General features: G+C 43.7%; 12 protein-coding genes. 3 read left to right on the plus strand and 9 right to left on the minus strand.

Features of this window, described 5'->3' with window-relative positions; all coding sequences use genetic code 11:
* The 3 genes from ACT3SX_RS07075 to ACT3SX_RS07085 form a co-directional block, all read right to left on the minus strand.
* A partial coding sequence (locus tag ACT3SX_RS07075; protein ID WP_444519043.1) for a two-partner secretion domain-containing protein occupies nucleotides 1-8,328 on the minus strand: 8,328 nt, incomplete at its 3' end.
* Nucleotides 8,329-8,431: 103 nt separating this feature from the next.
* The gene (locus ACT3SX_RS07080; protein ID WP_192518265.1) at nucleotides 8,432-10,225 is read right to left on the minus strand and encodes a ShlB/FhaC/HecB family hemolysin secretion/activation protein; all 1,794 of its coding nucleotides are present in this window, start codon (nucleotides 10,223-10,225) and stop codon (nucleotides 8,432-8,434) included.
* Nucleotides 10,226-11,048: 823 nt separating this feature from the next.
* Nucleotides 11,049-11,411 (minus strand): hypothetical protein, encoded by a 363-nt coding sequence (locus ACT3SX_RS07085; RefSeq protein WP_192518264.1) that lies wholly within the window; start codon nucleotides 11,409-11,411, stop codon nucleotides 11,049-11,051.
* Between the two features lie 35 nt (nucleotides 11,412-11,446).
* Between ACT3SX_RS07085 and ACT3SX_RS07090 the strand changes: the two genes are divergently transcribed.
* Nucleotides 11,447-12,247 (plus strand): SIR2 family NAD-dependent protein deacylase, encoded by an 801-nt coding sequence (locus ACT3SX_RS07090; protein WP_192991698.1) that lies wholly within the window; start codon nucleotides 11,447-11,449, stop codon nucleotides 12,245-12,247.
* A 281-nt stretch (nucleotides 12,248-12,528) separates the two neighbouring features.
* On the opposite strand, the gene ACT3SX_RS07095 is transcribed toward ACT3SX_RS07090, so the two are convergent.
* From ACT3SX_RS07095 to ACT3SX_RS07110, 4 genes are all read right to left on the minus strand, one after another.
* The gene (locus tag ACT3SX_RS07095; protein WP_192991697.1) at nucleotides 12,529-13,527 is read right to left on the minus strand and encodes an adenosine deaminase; all 999 of its coding nucleotides are present in this window, start codon (nucleotides 13,525-13,527) and stop codon (nucleotides 12,529-12,531) included.
* Nucleotides 13,528-13,656: 129 nt separating this feature from the next.
* Nucleotides 13,657-14,181, minus strand: a complete 525-nt coding sequence (locus ACT3SX_RS07100) for a TPM domain-containing protein (protein WP_192518261.1) — start codon at nucleotides 14,179-14,181, stop codon at nucleotides 13,657-13,659.
* Nucleotides 14,182-14,254: 73 nt separating this feature from the next.
* Entirely contained in the window at nucleotides 14,255-15,427 is a 1,173-nt protein-coding gene (locus ACT3SX_RS07105) for a TPM domain-containing protein (RefSeq protein ID WP_192991696.1), read from the minus strand.
* Between the two features lie 289 nt (nucleotides 15,428-15,716).
* Entirely contained in the window at nucleotides 15,717-16,349 is a 633-nt protein-coding gene (locus ACT3SX_RS07110; RefSeq protein WP_192518268.1) for a LemA family protein, read from the minus strand.
* A gap of 797 nt (nucleotides 16,350-17,146) precedes the next feature.
* Here ACT3SX_RS07110 and ACT3SX_RS07115 point away from each other — a divergent pair.
* On the plus strand, nucleotides 17,147-18,706 hold the full coding sequence (locus ACT3SX_RS07115) for an alanine/glycine:cation symporter family protein (RefSeq protein WP_192518259.1): 1,560 nt from the start codon (nucleotides 17,147-17,149) through the stop codon (nucleotides 18,704-18,706).
* Between the two features lie 492 nt (nucleotides 18,707-19,198).
* Here the strand turns inward: ACT3SX_RS07115 and ACT3SX_RS07120 are convergent, their stop codons facing one another.
* The gene (locus ACT3SX_RS07120) at nucleotides 19,199-19,822 is read right to left on the minus strand and encodes a fasciclin domain-containing protein (RefSeq protein WP_192518258.1); all 624 of its coding nucleotides are present in this window, start codon (nucleotides 19,820-19,822) and stop codon (nucleotides 19,199-19,201) included.
* Between the two features lie 277 nt (nucleotides 19,823-20,099).
* The gene (locus ACT3SX_RS07125) at nucleotides 20,100-20,678 is read right to left on the minus strand and encodes a fasciclin domain-containing protein (RefSeq protein WP_192518257.1); all 579 of its coding nucleotides are present in this window, start codon (nucleotides 20,676-20,678) and stop codon (nucleotides 20,100-20,102) included.
* A gap of 565 nt (nucleotides 20,679-21,243) precedes the next feature.
* Between ACT3SX_RS07125 and metH the strand changes: the two genes are divergently transcribed.
* On the plus strand, nucleotides 21,244-25,038 hold the full coding sequence (metH, locus tag ACT3SX_RS07130; protein ID WP_442062044.1) for a methionine synthase: 3,795 nt from the start codon (nucleotides 21,244-21,246) through the stop codon (nucleotides 25,036-25,038).
* Nucleotides 25,039-25,107: the final 69 nt, after the last annotated feature.

Here is a 25,107-nt window from a genome sequence, read left to right on the forward strand (position 1 = left end):
GATAGTGAAGCCCATGCCGCCGCTTGTGCCGAACAGCCCTGATTTTTTGGTTTGACTAAATGAGCTTTCGCTTGAGGTGTTTTCAGCGGCTAAGATATTGACATCACCACCAGCGGTCAGACCAGTGCCTGTATCACTAACAGCATTGGTACCTGTCAAGCTGATGTCTTTTCCTGCTTGCATGACAACAGTATTACCCTCGATATTGCTACTGATGGCAGTATCGCTTTGCATGTCATAGCGTTTTTGAGTGGTTTTCTTACTGAACGTACCTTTGTCCGTGGTTTTAACGGCCGTGCTGAGGTTCTGTTTGTTTCTACCCTCTGTAAAGTCGACATTACCGTCAGCGGAGATATCAACCGTGCCATTATCACTGTTTATTTGGCTGGCGACCCCTGTGATATTTTTGCCTGATTTAATAATGAGATCGCTATTGCTGCTCAGTTGACTGCCAACATCGACAGATTCGCCTTGCTTAAAGTAGTTATTGGCGTCACCAATGCTGTTGGTTTGGTAGCTGGTATTCACGGCATTAAGTTGGACATTGCCTTGGGTATCTATAGCGCTGCTGCCTCCTTGATTGTCCAAAAGGCCTGCGGCAAAGGTTGTGTCACCACCCACATTAGCGATGAAGGTCGTTAACGCATTACCTTTTTCATCTACTTGTCCTTTGAGGCCATCGCCAACATAAATGCTGGCAATTTGTCTGATATCTGTACGGGTACTACTACTCATATCTTTGGCAGAGCTGGTGGTATAGGTCAGGCTCTCGTTATTTAAGTCACCACCAACGTCAAGCTGCATAGCTTTATTCGCTTGCAGAGTGCCGCTTAGATTGTTTAGATCGTTGGCCGTGCCAATCTGGACATAGTCGCCTTTGATCAAACCGCCATTGGCATTGGTCAGGTTAGTAGCATTAATATTAACGCTCTGATGACCGACGATACTACCTTGGTTAGTTAGGTCACCCGATAACTGCATATCAATGCTATCAGCAGCGATTAGACTGCCTGTACCATCAATTTGACCAACCGCTTGGCGGGTATAGACTTTGGGCACCAGTACTTGTTGACTGCTACCATCAGCGAGTGTGATCTGTTGCTGTACAAGCCATACCATATCAGTCGTGAGCTGAGCAACTTGATCATCAGTGAGCGCAATACCAGGGCGCAAGTTTAAAGTTTGAGCAGTAGTGATACCCGCATCCATCAGACCTTTGTACTGCTCATCTAAGCTGCGATAGTCACCCAGATAGTAGCGACCCGTTAATGTCATGATTTGATCACGAATATACTGCTGCTCATAATAGCCATCACCTAGACGCTTTTGGGTAATATTAGGATCTAGCTGTAGTCGATCTAACATGTAGTCCGATGACAGCCAGTCTTTATAGTTGGCAAATGCGGGATCGGTCTCAACTAGGTAATCAGCATTGCTATCAGGATTGGTGCCATATAGGCTACTGTTTGGCAGAGTCGGTGCACTAGCACTGCTGCGTATCTCTTCAGATGCGCTCTGTGCTATAGTTTCATTGATACTAGCAATTAAGTCTTGCGCTGCGGCATTATCAATAGTACTACCACTATTTTGCGCATCGATCAGCGCCTGTAGCTGCTGCTTTTGAGCATCTGTTAAACTGCTGTCTTCTGCGGTTACGAAATTTGAAAGTAAGCTCGTCGCATCGGCCAAACTTGACTCATCAACTGATGCATCACTGTTTGTACCAGCCACTGTTGGCACATCACTCGTCAGCGTTTGAATGGCTGATTTGATACCGTCTAAATCTTGAACATCTGATACGCTATCATCTTTATAGGCAATGACTATTTTGTCTATATTTTGGTCTAAGATTGAAAGCTGATAAGTTTTTACTGTTTCAGGCTCTGATATATAAGGTGCTACATACTTATCACGTTTACAATGCTTATTTCCAAAAGTTCCACATGATTTAATCCATCGCCAATATAACCTTCCATTCTCAACATGATTCTTGGTATAGCCCACATTGTCTTCGATATCATTTTCAAGTTTATCGCCTAACAACTCAAAGCCGCTACCAGCGTTAATTTGACTTTTTTCACTTAGTAGATTATCTCCTTTAATAGTGAGATCTTTTCCAGATACGATTCGTGATGGATCTGATGTTGCCACCTCATCAGTATAGGTTACTTCATTGAATCTAAACTCGTTATAGTCTTCTCCTATCTTTTCGTTGGTACCTCGTACGTATAAATCTTCACCTTTGCTATCCCAATACACCTCATCTCTTCTATACTTTGTACCAGAAGAGTTTTTTGCATATAGAACCACACCATCATTGCGTTCAACTTCTACAGTGTTTACCAACCAGTCTGCATTTACATTATTAAGCGTATTAGTATCAATACTCATATCACCGACTGACTCAATAGAAGCGCCTTTATTGGTCACTGTAGTAGCATTACCTACCGCTTGATGATTGGCATCCAGACTACCGCCAATATGCAGCTCACCATTACTGATGATCTTGGCTTGACCGTTAAAATCTTCATTAAAGAAACCAGCACGTGCCTCATTAGGATTGTTATTCAGCGTCTCTACACCGATATCTAGGCGCTGACGAGCGGCGATTACTGGGGCAGGATCTGAGGTAACTGTATAATAAGTCTTTTTATCCACTAATAGCTGATTATAAGCATCTGGAAACTGAGTCTTATAAAACTCAATGAATGCATCGCTCCATCCCTGCACATTATTGAACTCTGTTGTAACGTCTACCAAACACCCCGGCCCAGCCACGCATTCATCTACCTGAGTTTTAGTAAATACATCTGGCGTGTTATTAAGCGTGGTTGCCTCTATAGCAACGTGATCACCGTAGATACGGCCATTACTATAGTTATTGACTGTATTACCAGTATCCAGATACGTATTCTCACCGTTGATCAAACCACGATTGTCAATGTTAGTAGCGGCATTTAGCTCAGTTGTACCATTGCTAATCAGCTCAGCATCTTTTTGATTGCTAATACTTTGGGCATTGATAGTTAACGCATTTTGTCCCGATAGCTGACTACTATTAGTAAAACTGCCTTGAGTGGTGAGTACGACTTCATTGGCATTTATGGTATTGGTATTATCATAACTGATATCATTGACGATATTGATATCCGCACGTCCATTGGCAAGTACCTCACCATTGGTATTCGTAAAGTCTTTTGAGCGGATCGTAATATCGTTACTGGCGGCGATACGACCACTATCATTATTGACTGCAAGCTGACGATTCGTAGCGTCGGTATCGACAATCGAGATATCATTACTTTGAATACTGCCCGCTTGATTATTGATCTGATTGCCCGCGGTGAGCATCAATTTATTATTAGCCAATAGCTGACCGCTTTGGTTATTTATCGTGCTCGCATTAATACTTATTGCGTCATTGGCGATAACACCTTGCGACTTATCCTCACTGCTCTGTTTGGTGTTTTGATTGTTTAGTACACCTGTAGTCACATCAATATTAGTACCGGCCTGAATCAAGCTACCTGTAACGTTATTATCAATACGGCCTCGGCTAGCATTACCTACCGTCAAGTTGATAGTGTCTGCTACTATTTGACCACCTTGGTTGTCTAAGGCATCGCTATTACTCGCTGTTAGCGTTAACGCTTCCGCTGCCTGCAACAACCCTTTTGCGTTGTTGACAGTCTCATCTGATGCGGCATCAATCGTGAGCTGTTTGGCTGAAATAATGCCCGATTGGTTATTAATGTTATTAACATCAATATCTGCCGTACCATTGGCTAAAATACCTGTTTGTAGGTTACTCACGGTACTGGTGTTTTTATTGTTCAGATTGCCCTTAGCATTGATATTGAGGGCTTGGTCAGCATTCGTTTGTGCAATTAAACCGCCCTCATTATTGATATCAGCATTGCTACTCAGCGTGATAGCACCACCCGATAGCACACCTTCTTTATTGTTTATCGTACTGCCAGCTTGAATATCTAACTGGTTACTGGCCGCGATAACCCCTTGGTTTTTGATATCTTGACTAGAAACAATTGCCGTATCATCAGCAGCACTAATCCGGCCTCCTATCTGATTGTCTACGCTAGTTGCATTAATAGTTAAATCTTGGGCCAATGCGGCGATTTGAGCTGAGTTAGTAAGCGTCCCAGCTTGCAGCAGCATATTTTTATCACTAGCAATAATCGCATTGCTCTTATTGTCTAGTGCATTGATGGTATTGATCTCTGCAAACCCTTTTGCCACGATCGTGGCACTGTTGCTGTTCGTTAACTGGTCACTATTAATCGTCAGGTTATTGCCACTTTGAATATAGGCCTTGTCTCCTTGATTACTGACTGATTCGCTACTCAAATTTAGGTCACCGTTTTGGCTAACTAATTGACCATTGTTGTTTGTCAGTGTTTTAGCATTCAAATTGAGAGTATCGCCTTGTATCACACCCTCAGAATTATCTAAACCACCAGATACCTTAGTGGTCAACGCTTGGGTGCTGACAATAGCACCCTTCATATTATCAAGCTGATTGGCTGTCACATCTGCCGAACCGTCTCCACCATGAACAATCGTACCTTCCGTGTTATTAAGCGTACTTTTGCTATCGATATTTAGTGAAATAGCATTGCCACCGATAACGCCTTTTTGGTTATTGATAGTACCATTTGTTACTAAGTTAAAAGCCTGTTTACCTGTTTGATTGATCGTACCTGCCACATTTGATAGCTCATTAACTTGCCAATCAAACTGACCTGCCTGTAATACGCCGCCATCATTGCTCAGCTCGCCATTGGTATTTAAGCTTGCCAACTCTGTCACGTTGGTATTGGCTTTATCTAAGCGAATATCACCCGCGCGCGCTGTCAGCGATAGGTTGTTACTTTGATTACGACTATCCGTCAAATCAAGCTCACTACCCTCGATCTTAATATTACCCATGGCAATATTAGTCCCCGCATTGCTTTGTTTTTCTATGCTGTTAACCGTTAAATTTGACGTCGTATTGCTAAGCACTCCTGTTGGCGTTAATCCTGCTATCAGCTGTCCATCAGCACTTTGTACTAGGCTGCCTGTATTCACGGTGCTATTGCTTTGGGCGGCAATACTGCCTGTGTTATTCATCGCGCCTTGGTTGACGATGTCCACATCAGCTTGGCTGTATAGGCTGCCGCTGTTGGTCAAAGTGCGAGAGTTAAGATTCAAGTCATTGACGCTTGAAATTTGTCCGTTGTTGTCTATCTCAGCAGCAGTGACTGCGAGGCTACCGGTATCGCTCGCAACAATGCCTGTGCCTGCATTGGTGAGGCTCTTTTGAATCTGTAACTGATTAGTACTAGATGCTGTATTTTTTTCGGCGGTTTGGGTGGTATTAACCGCGACAATACGCCCATCGGTGTTATCTAGATTTTGTGCGCTGATAGCAAAGCGATTGGCTTGTACCATCCCTGATGTGTTATCGATATCTTTGGCGATTTGCCACGTTTGCTCACCTAAACTTAAGACTTCACCTTCCGTGTTATTTACACTGTCTGCATTGATATTCAAACGAGTATCATTGGTAGTGCTTTGACCAGCGTGAATAATTTTTCCACTACTATTATCGAGCGTCGTGGTGTTCAGTGTTAGGTTGTCTGAATTACTCGCAATCTCACCACGTGTGTTGTCGATGCCTTCTGCCAGTGCAAGTGTCAGGTCTTGTTCACCTGTCTGTGTCAGCTTACCATCGGTGTTGTTTAAGCGCTGGGCATCAATCTTTAGCACACCACCACTGAGGACGCCTGCTGTATTATCTAAAGTGCCATTCGTACTGCTTAAAGTAAGCGTGTCTGTCGCTGCTATCGAAGCGTTTGTGGTATTGATACCAGTACGGGCAGTTGTGTCAATACTGCTACCTTGGGTATTGCTGTCTGTCAGATTCACCTTATCACCGTTTAAGCTCACATCGCCAGTCGCAATATGATTGCCTTGACTGGAGATATCGCCGCTCGCTAGGACATTAAGATTTGCGCTATTATCTAGCAATGTCCCATCAGCACTCATCCCTGCGACCAAGCTACCACTGTCTGTTTGTGTCAGACTGCCAGTCGTCATATCAACATTACCGCCACTGGCAATCGTGCCACTGTTGTTGATGGTATCTGTCGCGGTTAGTTGTGTATCAGTTTTACCATAGAGCTGACCACTGTTATTGACGCTATCCGAGCTTGTCGTCAGACTGCCTTGCGCGGTAATTTGGCCGCTGTCATTATCCAAAGATTTGCTGGTAATGACGGCATCTTTGGCACTATTGATCGCACCTTGAGTATTCGTTAAGTCGCCGCGACTGTTGATCGTCAAACCTTCTTGCGATATCAACTTACCACTGCTGTTGTTAATATGATGACTGTCGGTATTTAACTTGGCACTACTTTGAATAACACCTGAATTGTTATTGATGTCACCATTAGCGTTCAGTGTGATATCACCATTACTGGCAAGCGTCCCTTTGGTATTATCAATATCGCTATTTGTGCTGATGTTAATGCCAGCATTAGTGATAATCTGACCTTCAGTATTATCAAAGTCCGTTAATTGCCAATCTATCGACTCAAGTTGCAGGCGACTGTCGGTATTAGAGACATTACCATTATCAGTGATATCAAGAGTGCTGGCCGCTAAGCTGGATTTATCTTGGTTGGCGACGCTGTCAGCTGACACATTGATATCACCATTTGTATAAATGCTGCCTGTGTTGGTCAGATTGCCCGTATTAATACGGCCGTTTTGAGTGATGATAGGCAATGGATCAGGCGTTATCATTGATTGCGAACTACCATCTGCACTTGATTCAATACTGCTGCCATTAATAGCAGTGCTTGGCGGCGTGGTGGTTGGGTCAGCAGATGAGTTGGTGTTATTCGTATATAGCGCTTGGCCTATGACAGCATCTTGCTGATTGATAAATTTCTGGGCTGTGATAGACAAATTACCAGTACCCGTTTGTAGCAGTTTACCGCTATTTTTGAGTGCTGCAGACTGAATGTCAAAGCTACCAGCGGCTATCTCACCTGAGTTATCTATATTGCCAGTTTGCTGCGAGGTTAACGCATCATAACTGCTCATAACGCCGCTGTTTGTTAGATTACTACTGTTGAGATCGATGCTACCGCGACTGCTTGCGATAGTCCCTGAGTTATCAATGCTAGAATCTTTAGTGCTGATATCTACTTTGTCTTGATTGGCAACGAGGCTACCTGAGTTGATCAAATTACCATTACTGTCTAATTGAAGGCTCCCAGCGCTTGCGATAATACTACCAGCGTTGGTAACGCCCATGCCCTTTTCTGTACCAATCAGACGGATCTTCCCTGCATACATCGCACCCAATGCTAAAACATCCAGTGCCACACCCGTCGCTTGGTTGCTGCTATTGGTCGCATTTTTGGGTGTGACAATCGTATCTGCCGCATCCGCTTCGTAGCTGACTTGATTGTCACCAGTAATTACATCTAGGTTTTTGGCATAGGCGCTGGCGTTAATGTCAGTCGTTTTAGCAATGATTTGAGTGTAATCACTACTGCTAGTATCTAAGCCATCACCATCGATACGAACCTTACCACCTGTTACATCAAAGCCTGTCAAGTGGCCTTGATCCATGAGTGCTTGACCGGTCGTTAGCGTGGTACGAGAGGCGTTGATAAAACCGCAGCCAGCACAACTGATGCCCGCAGGGTTGGCGATAATCAATTCAGCCTTGCCACCAGCAATCTCAGTATAGCCACCCAGACGGCTCGGATCGCTTGAATTGACTTCATTTAAGATAACACGCGCTTCGCCGCGTGCTAGATAAGGATTGCCTTCTACCCAACCAGCAATCTGGGTCTGAGCATTGGTACGGCTATTGTTAAGAATGGCACCATCAGAACCGACATCAAATTGACTAAAAACATTGCGTGAGACGCCAGCAGCACTTGGTGTCTGAATATTCACCTGTGCCGTACCATTTGATGCCTGCAAGACGACCGCTTGCTGGGCAGCGGCAGCATTACGATCAGCGACTATTTTGGTGCTATCGGCATGAGCATTTGTGCTAAAACTATTGCTGATGATGGTTGCCATACCAAGCGCTAACAGTAGATGTGAGCGCAAACTATTCAGCTGACCACCTTGATAATAACCATTAGTGTGAGTCGTTGTCTGTGAGCCACCAGCAGTTTGACTGATTGAACTACCACCCTCGCTAGGGTTACTGGTTTTACCTTGAGAGCGTGCCGCCTCTGACACCACCATGAGCATTCCACGGGCTTTGTTAAAAATAACTCGGTAGCATTGAGCGTTCATTGTGATGTCCTTTGAGGGGGTGTTTATTGAATAGATTATTAAAGCAGGTTAACGGCCAATCTTGGATATGGCATAAATGATAGTACTAGTTAGTGAGTAAGGGTTAGTACTGCCACCCTAAACTAAAGCCAGTGACCCACTCTTTGTCACTGAAACCGTCTGGCTGGGCTAGCGGATAGCCAGCAAACAAGTCATAGCTGGTTCTAATTGGCGTGACGTAGCCTTTGACGCCTACAACCCCGCCAACCAAATGATTGCCTAACAGCAGATCATCTTGAGCATCATTATCAAGCTTCACATAGCCTGCATCGACACCAGCATAAACGGCGTGAGGCTTATCACCAAGATAGGCACTCAGCTCTTGCTTTAGAATCGCACCATGATCGCCGCTTAAACTGCGCTCACCGTCGAACCCGCGTACACTATAACGTCCACCAATACTCAAACGTTCATTCGGCACCAATGCCTCAGTTGCATACTGCCCGGTAAAAGAGCCATGGTAATTCAACGCTTGATTGGCAATTTGCATAGGATGATTCACATCAACCCCTACCTTTACGATACCCGCACGCGCACTGCCTTCATTAAACAGGGCTTCAGGGGGATCGATCGCATCAAAGGCACCTGTACCGCGCTGATACATGACATCACCTACCCATTGGGTTTTACCAATGATGGTCTCGTAGCCAATGCCTGCTTTATAGCCTGCCGTACGGCGACGCTGTACTTCCACTTCCGTATCATCAATAAAGTTACTTTGTTGCTTGGTGTAACCACCTGCCTTTAAATACGTTTTGCTGTGGCTGTCACGGTGGACCAAATGGCTGACGAGCGCTTCAGTGTTATAAGAGTCGCCGCTATAGACGTAGTCTTGATTGGCACCCGCGATGGTTTGATCATAGTTATAGCCACTGTGGGTCAGTGTTAGTTGGGTATTATTGATGGGCAGCACGTAGCCGATATTATAGCCTTGGCTACCATTATCTTCGCCATCACCGCCGCCATCTAAATTGTGGTTATAAGATAGGTATAACAAATCGTTTTGCCAAGTGGGATTGTCTAGTGATAGCGTGACATTACCTTGATAAACACCCGTACTTTCCTGTCCTGAATCATCAACAGAGGCAGACAGACGCCAGCGCTTGTCTTGCTGCCATTTAACTTGAATATCACTGTAACCAGGCTCGGTCATTCGGCTGCTAGGTGCAATGGAGAAGTCCGCGTCAGCGGTTGGTACGCGCTTAAAGTTCTCTAGTGACTGCTCGATATCACGGACATTGAGTAAATCACCAGAATGCATGGGCATGGCAGGGGCAAAGTTGGCAGGATTGCCACTGTTATCAATATAAACAGGACGACTGACTTGAACATCGACAGCGGTGATTTGGTCAATACGACCGGGAATAAGGGTGAGCGTCAAGTGACCAGATTTTAGATTTTGGTTTTGTACCAATACCCGAGTGGTGACGTAACCTTTTTCGATAATTCGATTCTGTACATTGGTGACCAGCTGGTTGATATCATTGACTGATAGACAGCTGCCCAGTAAAGATGATTTACCTTTGGTATAAGGCATGAGTGCGAAAGTGAACTTTTCGCTCAGCTCACCTGTTAGGTAGATATGGTCAATATCAAAACAAGGGATTGAAGCGGCATCAGCGTTCTGAGAACTGGCGGGCACTATAGAAGTGGAAGGCGCTTGTTGATACGTATCAGTATTTATATTGACATTGGGCTTAACCAATTGTTGCTGTTTTAAGGCTTCACTACGCTGCTCTTGGTACTGCTCAGGCGTAAGCGCATTGGCATTGACACCCATACAAATGCTGACAATACTGATCGTTAAAAAGCCTAAAGTATGGCCAGCTACATTAGTTCTCGAAATACTTGTATACATAAGTCCACCATTTTTATAGTGAAAGGATTATGTATATAACAGTTACTTATTGCAAGTATTTTTTATTATTTTCGCAGTGAATAGTTTATATACTATGTAACTGTTTTTTCTCTATTTTATTTACAATCCTTATATTCATATAAGTAATTATTATCAATAGGTATTTGCATAGAATTAGCGTAGGTTTATAGAAATTGCAATGACCGCATATACAAAGACCATTAACAATACAAAAGAACATGATAGATAATAAGTATTTTCTGAGAATATAATGCAAGAGATTTAGTCAGGATGCTCTAGAGCTACTAGAGCTACTAGAGCTGTAATTATAGGTAAATCTAACAATTACTTGCAACTTTCCTTTTGATTGAATATTACTTAAAAGGCTCTAAGTCTGTTGCTTAAAAGGTGATGGATTTAATAGCATCAAGTTTTTGATAGTAGTGGAAACAATAAACTACTTTCACAGTAGATTGTTTAGATGAGCTTAGAGGCTCAGAAAATACTTGAAGAGATAATGCATTTATTACTTTAAAAGACACTAAAGGTCGTTGGCTATATTTTAATGAAAACCTTTGTACGTATGCTATAACAACTTATCATACATTAATGCTATTTAACGAAATATGGTGGTTCTAGCCTCCGAAGCCGAGGGTCGTGGGTTCGATTCCCGCCGAGCGCACCAATCATTATATTTACAATCTTGCTTCACTCTTCCTTTGCCCTGCTCCAAACAACCCTTACTCATCAAATCAGCACTTCAAGATGTTTACAGCTTTTCTATGCCTATCGAACTTAGCATTTCTCACCTATAGAGAAAGCCTCACTCTGCATCTTGCAAGTTAACAGTCAACTGAGCGCGACTAGGCACACGGTGGTAATTGATCACAGGAACATCACCCAAACGACGTTGACCAACAGCCAACTTTTTATCAATCGTAAGCATCGCAATCTTTTTGCCTTCTTTGCTAATGAGCAAATGGTTCGCCTTACGGGTGACTCGATAATTAGCAAAATACTGCTTTAATATCGCTGAGGTTTTTTGTAGAGCATCATTCGGTGCTACATTTTTTGACTTCGCGCCACTATGTTTTTCGTCTGCTTTTGCACCACGCGATTTTGCCACGAACCATAAAACCACGATAATGGTAAACAGTATGACAAGCCACCAAATTCCATCTATCATAAGAAAAAACATCCATCATTGACAAGGGTTGGCTCATGTTAGCAGAATTATCACCAACGTTAATAGCGGAAGTAGAACTTGCCACCAAGTTGCTAAAACCAGCACAACGTATTTGCATTTTGACAGGGGCTGGTATTTCTGCAGAAAGCGGCATCCCAACGTTTCGAGACAAGCAAACCGGCTTATGGGAAAATTATGGCGTAGAGGACTTGGCAACACCAGAGGCGTTCATCCGTGATCCAAAACTAGTATGGTCATGGTATCAATGGCGTCGGCAAGTAGTCGCAGATAAAACCCCAAATCCTGCGCACCATGCTTTGGCACAGTGGCAGTATCATGCTCAATCAACGGAGCAGCAGCTGACACTGATCACTCAAAATGTCGATGATTTGCATGAGCAGGCTGGCAGTACTGTGACCCATTTGCACGGTAATCTATGGCGTCATAAGTGTGGTCAGTGTGAGGCGCCTGTCCAAGAGCAAGCAAGAGATTCGTATAGTAGCCAAAACACTGTCGGTTATGACGAAGCACTAATGACTTGCGCCCAGTGTGGTGGTTATATCAGACCAGATATTGTATGGTTTGGTGAGGCGCTGCCTGTAGATGAATGGCACACAGCTGAAAATGCTGCGACTAACTGCGAGGTCTTTATCAGTATTGGCACCTCCAGTCTCGTCTACCCTGCTGCTGGTCTGGCGCAATCAGCCAAACAAAACGGTGCGCAAGTTATCGAAATCAATCCAAATCCCACGCCAAATACATTCGTTGATATCACGTTAGCAGAGAAGGCTGGCATAGTACTGCCGCTGCTGATAGAAGAAATTACTGCTTTATAATGGCTACTGCTAGTAAATATTACTAGGGCGTGTCTTCAATTCACTCGATTCACTCAATAGTCATCTCAATGGACTAAAAATGGCTGAATCTTACCAAACATCGTCAAATAGCTGGTTAATATCCCGATATTATCTGCGCTATTTTCCTTGTTTGACAGTAATTTATTTTGTTTGGTCGTCATTTTTTAAATGAAGACACGCCCTAACGACAGACAACAAAAAAGGCGTAACGATTTATATAAACCGTTGCGCCTTTTCTGCTCATAACGAACTCATTAAGGTTAGTTCAATGCCAGATCCACTTTCGCTAAATACAGCTCTTTTAACTCATCATCTATAAATGACGATCTAAATGAGTTTTTGACCAAGGTGATGATATCATCTTCCGTTAACGGCAGATTTTCACAGATATTTATAAAGTTCTGATTCATATAGCCTTTAAAATACGCTGGATCATCTGAGTTGACACTGATATTTAGACCATAATCTAGCAGCTCTTTGATATTGTGCTCTGCGTAGTCCCCAAAGACCTTAAGCTCAATATTAGAGTTTGGGCAAACCGTCAGTGGCATTTGCTCATCTTTAAGTCGTTGCATGAGTTCTGGGCTTTTTATGGACTGAACACCATGGTCGATTCTGTTGATATTTAATAAATCTAGTGCTTCATAAATATAAGAAAAATCAGCCTCTTCACCAGCATGAGCCACTAGCTTAAAGCCGGCCTCTTTTGCCTTTTCAAACACTTCTTTAAACTTTGACGGTGGATTGCCTAATTCTGAAGAATCAAGACCGACACCGATGATATCGTCTTTAAACACCATCGCTTCGTCCAACGTGGCAAACGCTTCTTCTTGTGATAAATGTCGTAAGAAACACATGATGATACAAGAAGTAATACCGAATTTTTCTTTGGCATCAGCCAGTGCTTCTTTGATACCCGTAATGACGGCTGCAAAAGGTACGCCTCTTTCGGTATGAGTCTGAGGGTCAAAAAATATCTCTGTGTGAATGACGTTGTCTTCAACACATTTGAGGATATATGCCCATGTCAGATCATAAAAGTCATCTTTGGTCACAAGGACATTTGCGCCCGCATAATAGATGTCTAAAAAACTCTGTAGATTATTAAAGTTATAAGCGTTGCGGACATCTTCTATGTCTTTATAAGGGATTTCAATCTGGTTTTTTTTCGCCAATCTAAACATCAGCTCAGGTTCTAATGAGCCTTCGATATGTAAATGCAGTTCTGCTTTTGGTAATTTCTTAATTAACTCTATCATAGTGTTCCAGTAGCTACTCTTTATAAAAAACACGTTATTTCTCGAAGCGCTATTGTATTTCAATTCATACTGAAACCCTAGCAAATAACGAGAACTGATGAGAATCATCATCACACTTCATGATAAACGCTACTTCAAAAACACCACGGTATCAGACAGCTCATTGCCTGCTGGATCATGCTCAAGGTGATAATATTGACGCAGCACTTGCCCTACTTCATCTAACAATTCAGCCAAGCTTTCTTCTATTTTTTGATTGGCAATACCTGATACCGCTTTTTCGCACATCGCGTGCCAGACAGTAGGACTCACATGAGCACTGATGCCGCGATCCGCGACGATCTCTAACTGATGCTCGCAAATATTGACATAAATCAAGACACCTGTGTTTTCTTCAGTGTCCCAAACTCGGTACGCACTAAACAAATCAACGGCACGCTCATGACAGTCAAGGTGATAAGCATCCTGAATGGGCAAGTGATTTTCTACAATCAAAAACACCTCGCCGCGGTGACCTCGCTCTGCTTGGGTCACACGCTCTGTCAGACGCACTTTAGCCTCTGTCGTCAGCCATTTGCTATGCCATAAAGGAACAAATACGACCTGACGCCACCAGCGAGCAAGACTGGACTTTGAAGCGTTGTTTTCTGTCATTATACTATTCCCTCTAATACATCATTACTCACGGTCATTTTGCCTCTGGTATTCTTAAACATACATTGTCTCTCTACCACGAGCCGCCAGCACCACCGCCGCCAAAACCACCGCCGCCGCCGCCAAAACCACCGCTACCAAAACCTCCGCCACCACGGCTGCCACCGCCTCCGCTACCAGGTAGGAATACCATACCACCACCTCGACGACCACCGCCAGAGCCACCTTTACCGCCACCACCACGTGAGATCAAAAACATCCAAATAAATATGGCCATAATCACCGTCATGAAGAAGCCGCCACCCAGTGCTAACGAGCCAGCAAAAAACCCACCTGCCGTTAGAATAGAGCCAAACACGCGACCAAATATATTGGTAATAAAGCTACCAAATATCATCGCCATAATAAACAAAAAAATAGGCGACGGTACTTCGTCATTGCCCTGTTGCGCACTACGCTCGGCTGCTTGCGCATCAGCACGAGCCAAGACCTCGGGGTCAGCAGTTAGACGGGTCTTTAATGCATCTACACCTGCCAATATCCCAGCACCGTAGTCGTTCTGCTTAAATAGTGGTGTGATATCTTCACGAATAATACGATTCACTGCAGCATCTGGTAAGACGCCTTCTAGCCCATAGCCAGTCAAGATATACATCTCACGGTCATTGACAGCGACAACCATTAGCAGGCCGTCATCGATATCTTCATCACCTAACTGCCATTTTTCAGCCACTTGCAGTGCATAGTCAAATATCGGCAAACCATTTGTTGTAGGAACAATAACCACTGCCGCTTGGGCGAAACCTTGCTGATAGATATTTTTTAACTGCGCCTCTAAACGCTGTTTCTCTTGCGGATTTAGAATATTGGCTTGATCAACCACTGGCGAATTCAATATCAGCTTATCTGCATCGACACTTTCTGCACTTGACCGCACTGGTGGCTGATCTGTTGTTTGAACACTGTCTGTATCATTTGCTGAGCTTTGATTGATAGCATCGTTGCCGAGCACCGCTTCATTGATGGCTTCATTACCCAGTACTGCATCATCGATGGCTTCATTGGAATCGCCTGCTTTGGCAAGTGCCACTAAATCCTCGACACTACGATCTTGCAGACTTGAGGTGCTATTAGTAGCGACAGCATCATCGTCAACATTGCCATTAGTTGCAGCATGCAGCATAGACGTACCACTGACGCTGAGCGTGAACAGCAATACTGATAAGAGTGCTTTTGAATTATTCATCTAATCTATACCACCTCAATACATCTGTACTATAGTCAATCTCATATAAATCCGACACGGTATCGAACACCTTTAGTCTACCACTCGTAACACTGTTACTTGTCTTTATAGATCCGAATCATGATACGCAAACGATAAGTTGATCGGTATTCATATTTATCAAATATCTGTATCAATACCTTCAATAAGCAGTTCGGCCGCTTACTTTAAATAAATGAAGCAGCTTTTGCCGCTCTATGCCACTTATATCTCTATGCCACTTATATATAATGCGCTTATTGACTGCACTCTACTGAGTAGTTGCTGCATCGTCATCACCAAAATCTACCGTTGGTGCCGTTGATATCGCTTCTTCATTTTCCACACTAAAGTTTGGCTTGGTCTCCATGCCAAATACTTTTGCGGTAATGTTGGTTGGGAATTGACGCACCGTTGTATTATAGCTTTGTACCTCTTGGATATAACGGTTACGAGCGACAGCAATACGATTTTCAGTCCCTTCAAGCTGCGCTTGTAAATCTTGGAACAATCCATCTGACTTTAACTCAGGATAACGTTCAGAGACTGCCATCAATCGTGACAATGCCCCTGTCATCTGCTCTTGCGCCTCTACATAACGTTCCATCGCTTCTGGGTCGTTGAGCACTTCAGGCGTCGCTGTCATACCACCAGCACGTGAACGCGCTTCAGCCACTTGCGTAAAGACTTCTTGCTCCTGCTCAGCATACTGCTGTACCACTTTGACTAAGTTTGGCACCAAATCAGAACGACGCTGATATTGGTTAACAACTTCTGACCACGACGCAGTCACTTGCTCGTCTTGCGCTTGCAGGTTGTTATAGCCACAGCCGCTAAGACCAACGGTAGAGGTTGCTAGTACTGCTGCGAGCAAAATGGGTTTTATAATTGATTGTCGCATCATCATCGTTTCTCCTAATAATGGTAAGTAACAAATAACCAGTAAGATATTTTTTAACCGTTTTCTAACATGCTATAAGCATTAAACAGATTTATATTGGACTGACTATAGTAACTCATATTATAGCCTGTAAGCTGCTCTAGCCATAATGGCCCTATAAATATGGTTTTGCCATTATTGGTTACAAAACATAATCACTTTCCGCTCTATTATTGCGGCTGTCTTGGGATATCGTTTCATATCACCACTCATTCGTGCATATATACTCGTTATTTACGTAAAATTGGATCGTACTGAATAACTATATATGCTGATGAAAAAAGAAAATTCTAGTAATTGGTACAAAAATATGGCAAATTGCAGTTACGTAGCCGTACGGTTTGAATACATTTGGTAGTGGACTTATAACACGATTAGTATTAGCAACTTCTTGATTATCGTTTAACTATCAAGTATTTACGTAGAAAATCTAATCAACCATTCCAGTAGTGTAATAAATCGATACTGCTCATAGTAAGTTGAATGCTGTCACGATCATAAGCATTTGACTATATAACCCGCTGATCTACCCGCTACTAATAGTATCAGTACTATATAAACAGTAAATCCCACTGATAAGCTAAGCGGATAGGTTCAGAAAACCACACTTCACTCTTGGTGGCTAAGCACGTATGGGACTTAACTGATACATACAAGTCGATGTAGCTAATTTAACTGTTTAACTTAAATAAGTAAGTTAACCAGTTAGCTTACTTCTAAAGCATACAAAGCCACTTTGAGACAGTACTAGGAACATACATATGGAAGGTTTTGTTAATTTAGTAAATGGAATTATCTGGAGTCCAGCACTGATCTATCTGTGTTTGGGCGCTGGTCTCTTCTATTCCATCATGACACGCTTCGTACAAGTACGCTTATTCAAAGAAATGCTCAGACTATTATTTAAAGGGAAACCTGATAACGATGGTATCTCTTCATTTCAGGCACTAGCCGTCTCTCTATCTGGTCGTGTCGGTATGGGTAACATCGCCGGTGTTGCTGCTGCCATTGGCTTCGGTGGTCCAGGTGCCGTATTTTGGATGTGGGTTGTGGCCTTTTTGGGCGCGTCAACCGCTTATATTGAGTCCACCTTAGGTCAAATTTATAAAGAGCGTGATATCGTAACAGGCGAATATCGTGGTGGCCCTGCTTATTACTTCGAGCGTGCGCTTGGTCAAAAATGGTACGGTATTCTATTCGCCATCGCCTCAATCGTTGCTTGTGGTATTTTCTTACCTGGTGTACAGGCCAACGGGGTTATCAACGCCGTTGCGCAGGTTGCAGGTGAAGGCTCAGCGATGAACTTTATGGGTATAGAGACTGGTACGACTCGTATCATGGCTCTAGGTGTTGTGTTAATCGTATTGGGCTTCATTATTTTTGGTGGTATCAAACGTATTGCAACCTTTACTGAGTATGCAGTACCCTTCATGGCAGTGGGTTATATTGTCTTAGCACTGCTCATTTTATTTGCAAATTTCAGCATGATTCCACAAGTATTCGGTAGCATCGTTGGTGATGCCTTTACTGCACAAGCAGGTTTTGGTGCTGCTATTGGTTGGGGCGTAAAACGTGGTATTTACTCTAACGAAGCAGGTCAAGGTACAGGTCCTCATGCTGCCGCAGCGGCTGCCGTTGATCATCCTGCACAGCAGGGTTTAGTACAGGCATTCTCAGTCTATGTTGATACCTTACTGGTTTGTTCTGCAACTGCCTTTATGATTTTATCTACAGGTATGTACAACATCCAAGGCACATTGCCTGATGGCCAGTTCTTGGTACAAAACGTAGCAGCGGATGTTGAAATTAACGCGCCAGCATTTACCCAAATGGCGATGGAATCTGTTTACGGTACTTTTGGTAATACTTTTATCGCGATAGCGGTATTCTTCTTTGCCTTTACCACTATCTTGGCGTACTACTATATCGCCGAAGTAAACATCTCTTACCTCACCCGCTCTATGGGTAAAGGCGCTAGTAAAGCAGGTCAGTTTGCTGTAAAACTTATCATCATGTTCATGGTTGCTTATGGTGCGCTAAACAGCTCAGGTTTCATTTGGGGACTTGGCGATGTTGGTGTTGGCTTGATGGCTTGGTTAAACATCGTTGGTATCATCGTAGTATTCTTTGTCGCACGTCCTGCCATCTCTATCCTACGAGATTACGAAGCGCAGCTCAAAGCAGGTGGCGGTACGACTGCCAAAAGATTTGTCTTTGATCCTAAAAAGTTTGGTATCAAAAACGCTACTTACTGGGAAGAGCGTCATCTAGAATTGGAAAAAAGAATGGCTGCTGATCCACTAAACAAAGAAGTTAAATAAGCAAGCTCAACCACCTGTCTAAACAACATGTTAAGACAGGTGATTACTTAATCATCTTAATCAAAGCCCAAGACAGTCGTCTTGGGCTTTTTTGTGGCCGTTCAATAGGCTCTAACCTCTTTTTACAAAGTCGTTTAATATCAATCTCAAACTATGTATATCAGTGACAACCGTCAGTAAAAACTAGAACCAGTGCGCTATATACATATATATACAATCAGCGAACTACTAAACCGCTACGGTATGAGCCTCTCTAAATATACCATTTGTACAGTCTATAGTCGGCTGCCTTGTTCTCACTTTAGGTGTCACGAACTTTCATAGTATCGCCAGTCCTCTTATCCAGTACTACTATCCAGCACTTTTATATTGATACCATTATTAGAGCGATACGCCGGGTCAACCATAAGTCAGACACAAAAAAGCCTAGCTAGTGAGCTAGGCTTCTTCGATATCATTGATAAATGATAAAACTCAGTCTATAAAAACAACTTATTCAGGCATTAATACCGCATCGATAGTGTGAACCACACCATTGGTTGCCATGATATCTGTACCGGTGATGTTGGCTGTGTTACCAGTAGCATCAGTGATGACGTTGTCTTCGCTGATAGAGATAGTTGCACCATTAGCAGTTTCAATATCAGTACCATAAGGAATGTCAGCAGCCAATACTTCTGACGCTAGCACATGGTAAGGAAGTACTTTGTTAAGTAAATCTGTATCAGCCAATAGCTCCTCTTTGGTCACGCCCAAACTTTCTAATACAGGAGCAAATGCATCATCTGTTGGTGCAAATACAGTATGCTTGGTATCTTCCATCAACATAGTGTCAAGACCAGCTGCTTGTAGTGCTGCGTTTAGGATGGTTAGATTTTCGTTATCTGCAGCAAGTTCAGCAATGGTTTGCGTAGCAGCAGCTTCGTCCATCATATCAGTCTCAGCCGCTGGATCTGTTTCGGCCATTGCATCAGTTTCAGCCATTGGCTCTACAACCACTTCTTCAGTAGTCGCTTCAGGCTCAACTGGATCAGTCGTGGTTTCTGTATCATTACAAGCGGCTAATGACATGGCAGCTGTAACAACAGCGATAGATAGTAAGTTTTTCTTTAACATGGGTATTTCCTTATCAATGAATGGTCAATTACATTATTTGATTAACAAATAGGTTTCTCAGTTAATGAATATAACAGTGAATAATTTATTTGTTGCAAACGATACCAATTGGACCAGTGCCGATTACGTCAAACTTGTTACATCAATAACTACGATTTTAACTGATTATTTTTTAATTACTGCTTACTTAGGTAGCAACACTGTATCAATCACGTGTACGACGCTATTATTAGCTTATACGTATTAGCTTGTACGGATAGCAGGTTTCAACCAAGAATTATTTAGGAAGCAAAACTTTATCGATAACGTGTACCACACCATTGTTAGCAGCAATATCAGTGTCTAAAATATTAACTGTACGACCATTTTCATCTTGTAGTTGGCCTTGATCGGTGACCACAAGTGCATCTTTACTCAGCATAGTAATCGTACCTGGCTTCACATCTGCTGCATATACTGGTGCTGCACCGTTGATCACATGGTAGCCCAAGATTTTGGTAAGCAATGGTTTGTTGGCAAACAGTTGCTCTTTCGTCATACCTGTTTCTTGCAACACTTGTGCAAATGCTTCATTGGTCGGTGCAAATATAGTGAAGTTGGCATTAGGATTAGATAATGGTGCCGCGATGCCTGCAGCTTCTACCGCTTCAACAAGCAACGAGAAATCAGCATTGCTTTGTGCTACTTGTACCACATTCATATCAGATACTGCTTGCGTATCTGTTGCTGCTTGACTACTGGTAGGTGCTTCAGTCGAGGCACTATCAGCGTCAGCTGGCATCATGCTATTACAAGCACTTAGGCCTGCAACTGAAAGTGCTAATGTACCAATGGCAGCGATTTTAGTAAGCTTCATAATTATATCCTTAAGTATTAATGATTAAGTATTTTGGCCGATGATAATGTCATCTCAATGGTTAATTTGCATTTCGTAAGCAACTATTACGTCGATACAAAGGTGCATACTTTTTTGTTAAAAACGGCTTTAATAAAAACGTTTTTGGTCAAAGCCATTAACATTCATTAGTAAGTATTACTTACGCAATGCTAATTCTTCTGAAATCAAATTAACATCTCAAAAAAGTTTATCAATATACCTTTACGCTGTTTTTGTAGCGGCGGTGTAAGTTCTGTCTTACTTTTAAGAGTCATGTTTGACTTTAGTTTATCCAAGCAAAGCTTTGTGTAAACTTTGAGTGCATAGTTATTCATTTCTGCCTACCTACCTTATGCAATAGACTTTAACTCATTAAAAAACAGACAATTTGTCAATGACCTTAGCAGAGTCAGCACTATCCCTCGTGCTGTGCGATTTTCATGTTAAAATAATACGACTTTTCCACGCTATTTAGCTGATAAGAATTTTCACTCCGTTTGTTATTCCTTTCTTTTATAACATTGATGATATAAGCAGCGCTCCTATGACCCAAGCAACTGACTCACAAACCGATGCAACTTCTAGCCCATCACAATCTGCCGATGACTTTGTCCTGACGCCACCTGCCGTATTTCCTTATAAAGAGCAACAAATAACGGCACGGACACGTATCACCGAGCAAATGGCGTCGCGCATTTTGATGCTAGATGGAGCGATGGGTACACAGATTCAGACCTATAAACTAGAAGAAGCTGATTATCGTGGTGAGCGTTTTGCAGATATTAGCCAAGACGTACGCGGTAATAACGACCTGCTGGTGCTCTCACAACCACAGATGATTAAAGAGATTCATGATGATCATCTTGGTGCTGGTGCAGATATCATTGAAACCAATAGCTTTAATGGTACGCGCCTGTCGATGGCCGATTACGATATGCAGTATCTGGTGCCTGAGCTAAACAAAGAAGCGGCCAGACTGGCACGCGAGGCCGCCGATGCCTTTACTGCAAAAACACCAGACAAGCCGCGTTTTGTCGCGGGTGTGGTTGGCCCCACTTCACGTACCTGCTCGATATCACCGGATGTCAATGATCCTGCGTTTCGTAACATTACCTTTGATGAGCTAGTACTTAACTACCGTGAAGCGACATTGGCTCTAATTGAAGGTGGTGTCGACCTTATTCTAATCGAGACCATCTTTGATACGCTCAATGCCAAAGCAGCGATATTTGCGATCACTGGCGTGTTTGATGATATTGGATTTGAGCTTCCGATTATGATATCGGGTACGATTACTGATGCCTCAGGTCGCACGCTATCAGGACAAACGGCTGAAGCATTTTATAACTCGGTTCGCCATGCCAAACCTTTATCAGTCGGCTTCAACTGTGCGCTTGGTGCCGATGCGCTGCGACCACATATCCAAACGTTGTCCAATATCGCTGATACTTATGTTTCAGCGCATCCAAACGCTGGTCTGCCCAATGAGTTTGGTGAGTATGATGAAACGGCTGAAGAAACAGCAGCATTGCTAGAAGGCTTTGCCAAAGCAGGCATCTTAAATATCGTCGGCGGCTGCTGTGGTACCACACCTGAGCATATCCGCCAAATCGCAAACATGGTAAAAAACTATGCGCCGCGCGTGATTCCTGAAATCGCACCTGCCTGCCGCTTGTCTGGACTTGAGCCATTTACCATCGATACTGACAGCTTGTTTGTTAATGTCGGTGAACGTACCAACGTGACAGGTTCTAAAAAATTCTTACGTTTGATTAAAACCGAAGCCTACACCGAGGCACTTGATGTCGCCCGTGACCAAGTAGAAGGCGGCGCACAAATCGTCGACATCAATATGGATGAGGGTATGCTCGACTCCAAGCAGGCGATGATTCACTTTGTCAATCTCGTATCAGGTGAGCCAGATATCAGCCGTGTACCGCTGATGATCGACTCCTCTAAATGGGACATCATCGAAGAAGGGCTAAAGCGCACGCAGGGTAAATCTGTCGTCAACTCTATCTCGCTCAAAGAAGGTCACGCTGAGTTCGTCGAAAAAGCCAAGCTGTGTATGCGTTACGGTGCCGCCATTATCGTCATGGCCTTTGACAAAGACGGTCAGGCCGATACTTACGAGCGCAAAACTGAAATCTGCCAGCGCAGCTATGATGTGCTGGTCAACGAAGTTGGCTTCCCATCTGAAGATATTATTTTTGACCCTAATATCTTTGCCGTCGCAACCGGCATCACCGAGCACAATAACTACGGTGCCGACTTTATTAATGCGACCAAATGGATCACTGAAAATCTGCCTAATGCCATGGTATCGGGCGGTGTGTCTAACGTATCGTTTAGTTTCCGTGGTAACCCAATCCGTGAAGCCATCAACTCGGTATTCTTATTTCACGCGATCAAAAACGGCCTGACCATGGGTATCGTCAACCCAGCCATGCTTGAGGTATATGATGATATTCCAAAGGAAGCGCGTGACGCTATCGAAGATGTCATGCTCAATCGCAATCAAGGCGAAAGTGGTCAAGATGCCACCGAGCGACTGATGGGCGCTGCTGAAAACTATCATAATGGCGGTAAGAAAAAAGACAGTACGGTCGATATGAGCTGGCGTGAAGGTACGGTAGAAGAGCGCATCGCTCATGCTCTAGTCAAAGGCATTACTACCTTTATCGAAGCGGACACCAAAGAAGCATGGGAGAAATACCCCAAGCCGCTAGAAGTCATCGAAGGCCCATTGATGGACGGTATGAATATCGTCGGTGACTTATTTGGTGCGGGTAAAATGTTCCTACCGCAAGTGGTCAAGTCTGCCCGCGTAATGAAGCAGTCAGTCGCTTGGCTGAACCCGTATATCGAAGCCGAAAAGGTCGAAGGCGAGGTCAAAGGTAAAATCCTGATGGCGACCGTCAAAGGCGACGTGCATGATATCGGTAAAAACATCGTCGGCGTGGTACTCGGCTGTAATGGCTACGACATCATTGACCTCAGCGTGATGGTACCCTGTGAGACCATCCTCGATACCGCGATCAAAGAAAAAGTCGATATCATCGGTCTGTCTGGTTTGATTACCCCAAGTCTCGATGAGATGGTCTATGTGGCCAAGCAAATGCAAGAGCGCGGCATGACCTTACCGCTTATGATTGGCGGTGCGACCACCTCTAAAGCGCATACCGCGGTTAAGGTGGAGCCGCAATATCAAAACGATGGCGTCATCTATGTCACAGACGCCTCGCGCTCAGTCGGTGTGGTGACCAAGCTGCTCTCAAAAGAACATCGTCAAGCGCTGATCGATGAGACCCGCGAAGAGTACGCCAAGGTACGCGAACGTCTGGCCAAGCGTAAACCAAAAGCGGCTAAAGTATCGTATGCTGAGTCAATTAAAATGGGCTTTAAAGGTGACTGGGACAATTATGTGCCACCAGTGCCAAACAAATTGGGCCAAGTGATATTGGATGACTACCCCATCACTAATTTGCTGCCGTATATCGACTGGACGCCATTTTTTATCTCTTGGGGACTGGCAGGTAAATATCCAAAAATCTTGCAAGATGATGTGGTCGGCGAAGCGGCTCGTGACCTGTTTAATAATGCCAATGAGCTGATGCAAAAGATGATTGAGGAAAAATCAATCGTCGCTAAAGGGGTGTTTAAACTCATGCCCGCTCGCCGTACGGGTGCGGACACCGTGACGGTCTATGACAATGCGCCTGATGATGGTGGCAGCCCAACCTATCAGTTCGAGCATTTACGTCAACAAAGCGATAAAGCCAGTGGCAAACCGAACTTTAGCTTGGCTGACTTTATCTCGCCATCAGAGACACATACCGATCACTTGGGCGGCTTTACTGTCTCTATCGTCGGTACAGAAGCACTCGCTGAGCAATACAAAGCGGCAGGCGATGACTATAATGCCATCATGGTACAGGCTCTGTCTGACCGTCTAGCCGAAGCATTCGCTGAGCATCTGCATGAGCTGGTACGTAAAGAGTACTGGGGCTATCAGCCGACTGAGTCACTCACCAACGATGAGATGATTAAAGAAAAATATGTCGGCATCCGCCCTGCGCCTGGTTACCCTGCTTGCCCTGAGCATACGGAAAAAGGCAAATTGTTTGATTGGCTCGGTACGGTAGATGCTATCGGCACGACTTTAACCGAAAGCTATGCGATGTGGCCTGCGTCGTCGGTCAGCGGATTCTATTACTCGCACCCTGATAGTGAGTACTTCAATGTCGGTAAGATCAGTCGTGATCAGTTAGAGAGTTATGCTGAGCGTAAAGGTTGGGATATGAATACTGCTGAGAAGTGGTTGAATCCGAATTTGTAGAAAATTAATAGTTGTTTTTTGGCTTATTCATTTAATATGAGTAAGCCATTTTTTATAGAGTTGTAATTT

Source organism: Psychrobacter sp. AOP31-B2-9 (genome assembly GCF_052378005.1).
Taxonomy (GTDB): domain Bacteria; phylum Pseudomonadota; class Gammaproteobacteria; order Pseudomonadales; family Moraxellaceae; genus Psychrobacter.